The organism is Curtobacterium sp. B18, assembly GCF_000333375.1.
In the GTDB taxonomy this organism is placed as follows: domain Bacteria; phylum Actinomycetota; class Actinomycetes; order Actinomycetales; family Microbacteriaceae; genus Curtobacterium.
The window spans coordinates 1-4,295 of record NZ_BACZ01000068.1 but is presented as its reverse complement, the minus strand read 5'-3'; the positions used below and the strand labels follow the sequence as shown (position 1 = coordinate 4,295).

General features: G+C 72.6%; 6 protein-coding genes. All 6 read left to right on the top strand.

What is annotated here, in order from left to right; translation table 11 throughout:
- Window positions 1-442 (top strand): SRPBCC family protein (locus I5E_RS01940; RefSeq protein ID WP_022905516.1); only part of this gene is annotated, 442 nt, incomplete at its 5' end.
- 48 nt (window positions 443-490) lie between these two features.
- Window positions 491-646, top strand: coding sequence for a hypothetical protein (locus tag I5E_RS25140; RefSeq protein WP_022905515.1), 156 nt, complete (start codon window positions 491-493; stop codon window positions 644-646).
- A gap of 248 nt (window positions 647-894) precedes the next feature.
- Window positions 895-1,626, top strand: coding sequence for a class I SAM-dependent methyltransferase (locus I5E_RS01930; RefSeq protein WP_022905514.1), 732 nt, complete (start codon window positions 895-897; stop codon window positions 1,624-1,626).
- Window positions 1,623-3,431: an alpha/beta fold hydrolase gene (locus I5E_RS01925; RefSeq protein ID WP_022905513.1), complete on the top strand. Its 1,809-nt coding sequence runs from the start codon at window positions 1,623-1,625 to the stop codon at window positions 3,429-3,431. Before I5E_RS01930 ends, I5E_RS01925 begins: the two co-directional genes overlap by 4 nt.
- Window positions 3,428-4,030 carry a hypothetical protein gene (locus I5E_RS20945; protein WP_022905512.1) on the top strand — a complete coding sequence of 201 codons (603 nt, stop codon included), beginning with the start codon at window positions 3,428-3,430 and terminating at the stop codon, window positions 4,028-4,030. The genes I5E_RS01925 and I5E_RS20945 overlap by 4 nt, the downstream gene beginning before the upstream one ends.
- Window positions 4,027-4,194 (top strand): hypothetical protein, encoded by a 168-nt coding sequence (locus I5E_RS25135; protein WP_022905510.1) that lies wholly within the window; start codon window positions 4,027-4,029, stop codon window positions 4,192-4,194. The genes I5E_RS20945 and I5E_RS25135 overlap by 4 nt, the downstream gene beginning before the upstream one ends.
- The last annotated feature ends 101 nt before the right edge of the window (window positions 4,195-4,295 follow it).

Sequence of the window (4,295 nt, the reverse complement as noted above, 5' to 3'; positions counted from 1 at the left end):
GGCGAAGAACGTCCGCATCCTGCACTGCCGCCCGGAGGACGTCTTCGACGTCTTCGCGGACGGCTGGCTCTTCACCACCTGGGTCGTCGGCGCCTCACGCATGCGCGGTCAGGACGAGGGGTGGCCCGCGGTCGGCACCCGCCTGCACCACTCGTTCGGCATCTGGCCGCTCGTGATCGACGACGTGACGACGGTCCTCGAGTGGGACGCTCCGCACCGCATGGTGATCCAGCCGAAGGGCTGGCCCCTCGGCGAGGCCCGGGTCGAGCTCGTCGTCGAGGAGCACCGACGGGGCTGCAAGGTCACCATCGTCGAGGACGCCGTGGCGGGGCCGGGTGCCTGGGCGCCGGACGTCCTGGTGCAGCCGATGATCTGGATCCGGAACCGCGAGACGTTGCGACGGCTCGGCTGGGTGGCCGCGGGTCACGCCGCGACCGCCTGAGGGCCTGGAGGCGCGGGTCGGGCCCGCACCGCGCCTCCCGTCCGTCCTGTGGTCGCCTCGGGCGAGATCCGGTGCGGACACGACGAGGACCTGTACCTGCGCACCCGGAGCGAGTACGTCACCATCGGTCCGACGTCCGGGGACTCGACCGTCGGCTGGTACGCGGCCACCTACAGCGACCTCGCGGCGACAGCCGCCGACTGACCGCGGGGCCGGGGTACGCGCGGGTCCGCCGCGTGCCCGACCAACCCGATCCGGTGCCCACCCGCCTGCTTCCCCGAGCTGGTGCGGTTCGACGCGGCGCACGCGCCGAGGGGGGATGCCCACCGGACCTGGCGAACGCCTCCGAGCAGCCTGAGCAATCGTCGGGACTGGTGTGACTGAGCGGACGTACAGGCCTAGCGTCCCTCGGTGTCGGGCCGAGGGAGCCCGACGCCGAGGGGGGTCGGGTCGTGCAGCACACGTACGGGCAGCAGTTCGCGGAGATCTACGACGACGTCTTCCCGCCGGAACCGGGCCTCGTCGAGGTGCTCGCTTCCAGCGCACCGGCGACGGCGCTCGAGCTCGGCGTGGGGACCGGTCGCGTGGCGATCCCGCTCGCGCAGCGGGGCATCAGCGTCACCGGCGTCGACCTGTCCGCCGAGATGCTCGACCGGTGCCGCGACGGCGCCGTCGAGGCCGGCGTCGACCTCGACCTGGTGCAGGGCTCGATGACCGACCTCCGCCTCGGACAGCGGTTCGACCTGGTCTTCTGCGTCTGCGCGTCCATCTCGATGCTGCTGACCCGCGAGCACCAGCGCGAGACGCTCGCCACCGCGCGGGATCACCTCGCCGACGGTGGCCGCTTGGTCGTCGAGACGCACAACCCGGACGCGGTGCTCGGCCTGCACGGCGGACGTCGTCGTGAGACCTGGTTCGTCCCGTACCCTGGCGTCGGCCGTGGTCTGCAAACCTACGCGACCCTGGACGAGCCGACCGGACTCTGGCAGGTCAGTCACCTGTGGCACGACGGCGGACGGACGACCATCGGGAACGAGGTGAGCCTCCTCACACCGGTCGAGGTCCTGACCGGCCTCGGTACGGAGCTCGGGCTCGCGGTGCGCTCCGTGACGGGCGACCGGGACGGCGGTCCGGTGACACCGGAGTCCCCCACGTACACGGTGGAGTTCGAGGTGGCGTCGTGATCGGGTTCGTGGACCGGGTCGTCCGCGGTGTCGTCGACCGGTCGGCCGACCGCGGGAACGTGCTCGCCGCGACCGAGCGGGCCTCCGCGCTCGTGGTGCTGATGGGGAGTCTCGAGCACCTCGCGAACGCGGACAACCGCCGGACGGGCGGCCTGAACGACTGGACCCTGCTGCGGGGCTCCGCGCTCGTCCGCAACGAGCGACTGCGCCGCGTGCTCGACCGCGTCTACCGGCCCCGGGTGGTGACCGCGATGCACGGGCTCCGGGTGGCCGCCGCCCTCGTCCACCTGTCCCCGGTCCGCGACCGACGCGTCCGCGCCGCGGCGTCCGCCGTCACGGTGCTCACCGGCTACGCACTCGGGCCACTGCACCACAACGGCGGCGACGGCAGCGACCAGGCGGCGTTCTTCACGCAGGCGCTGTCGGGTGTTGCCCGGGCCTCCCGACGACCCGCGACGGTGGACACCGCGCTGTGGGCGGTCGCGAGCCAGGCGACGCTGTCGTACCTCGTCTCGGGGTGGGTGAAGCTGATGGGTGAGCCCTGGCGGAACGGCTCGGCGCTGCTCGGGGTGATGCGCACGCGGACCTACGGTTCGGAGTGGGTGTGGCGGGTCCTGCGCGACCGGCCGGCACTGGCCCGGGTGGGCGAGGTCGCCACGCTCGTCCTCGAGTGCGCGTTCCCGATCGTGTTCGTGCTCGGCCCGCGGATGCGCGTGGCGTACCTCGGCGCGATCGCTGGGATGCACCTCACCATCGCCGCGACCATGGGACTCGGTCGGTTCCTCCCAGCGTTCCTCGCACTGCAGCCCGCGGTGCTCTACGTCACCGCAGACCGCCGATCGGTCGTACCGCGTCGTCACGACGGGTTCCCGTGGGTCCTCGGCGTGATCGGGGCCGCGGTCGGGACGCAGGCTGTGGTCCGGCAGGTCGTGGACGCCCGGCGCAGTCGACGTCCCCGCGCCGGGCAGACCGTGGTCGAGACGCCCGCCGGATCGCGCCTGGCCGTGCGGTACCGGCCGGCAACCTCGGGGCCGGGGGCACCCCTGGTGGTGTTCGAGAACTCGCTCGTCGCGGTCCAGGAGTACTGGGACCCGATCATCGCGGAGCTCGGCGGCGACGTCGCCACGCTGACGTACGACCGTCCCGGGACCGGGGCGAGCACGGCACCAGGCGCGACGCTCGCCACCTACGCGGAGGACCTCCGCTTCCTCGTCGGCCGCCACGCCGGGGACGGACCACTCTGGATCGTCGGGCACTCGTTCGGCGGGCACCTGCTCCGACGCCACGCGGCCGAGCTCGGGCGCGACGTCGCCGGGGTGGTCCTCCTCGACCCGACCACCGGTTTCGTGGACCGACCCGACGAGGACGTCCTGACCGCCGTCCGGTCGCTCACGGACGGCTTCCCGCTGATGGAGTGGTCCCTCCGGACCGGCTGGGGATGGCTGCTCGACGCCACGACCTGGGCGATCCCCGCACGCCAGGGGCGGACCGATGACCTGAGCCCCGTGTACCGGAACGCCCGGCTCTGGCGCACCGGCCGTGCGGAGTGGCAGGCGGCGGAGCCGGACCTCGTCGCCGACCGACCCGGACGCCGCATCCCCGACGGTGCCGACGTGCTCGTCGTCACGGCGAGCACGAGCGACGAACTCCAACCGGCGGTGAGCGCCGCGCACGAACGCGTCGCGCACGAGCACGACGGCCGCCGCGAGGTCGTGCGGTCCACCCACGACGGCCTGCTCGTCCACCCCGCACCGGTCCGACGGGTCGGTGCACTCGTCCGCGAGGCGATCGGGGTGGACCGATGAGCCGCCGTGGAGACGGTCCGGCACTGCCCCTCGCGATCGGCCTCGCGCTCTGGATCATCGCGACGGTCATCGGCCAGCACCCGAACCGTCGGTTCGACCGGGTCCGGCAGGTCGACACCGCCGCGCTGCTCATCCCGAACTGGCGCTTCTTCGCACCGATCCCCGCCTCGATGGACTTCGAGCTGCTGTACCGGTACCGGCAGGACGACGTGGTCAGCGAGTGGACGCGGACCAAGGACGTCGCAGCACGCCGGCTCCGGCACATGCTGTGGTTCCCGGACCGGCGGGTCGACAAGGGCCTGTTCGACGTGGTCGGACGGTTCTTGGTGGCAGCGGAACAGCTGCCGGACGGGTACGAGACGGGCGCCGACTACCGCGCGCTGCTCGCCTTCGTCCGCCGCGTCGTCGCCGCGCAGACCGGTGGCCGCGCCGATGCCGTCCAGTTCGCGATCGTCCGCACGGGCGGCCACGACGACACCGTGCCCGTCGAGGAGCTCTTCGCATCCCGACGGGAACCCATGCACGACGGGGACGGCCCCCGTCGGCAGCCGGACGCCGCCTCCGCAGCGTCCGCACGACCGAAGGAGGAGACCAGATGAACGCCAACACACGGACCGCGCTGTGGTTCGCAGCACCCGTCGTGCTCATCGCCATCGCGGTGGCGATACTCCTGTTCGACCTGCCCGGCTTCGCGTGGCTGTCGGTCCTGGTCGTGCTCGGCATCGCAGCCGCAGTCTTCGTCGTCTCGGCACGACGAGAGTGACCTCGGCCCCCCGGGCCGGGAAACGGGCCCCAGCGCCCGACCATCACCATCGCAGAACGGAAGGAATCCAGCATGACCACCATCGCCGAACTCGCGTTCAA

Bases quoted from the DNA above. Each gene is read 5' to 3' on its own strand.
- I5E_RS20945 (WP_022905512.1), top strand. From the start codon at position 3,428: ATGAGCCGCCGTGGAGACGGTCCGGCACTGCCCCTCGCGATCGGCCTC.
- I5E_RS25135 (WP_022905510.1), top strand. From the start codon at position 4,027: ATGAACGCCAACACACGGACCGCGCTGTGGTTCGCAGCACCCGTCGTG.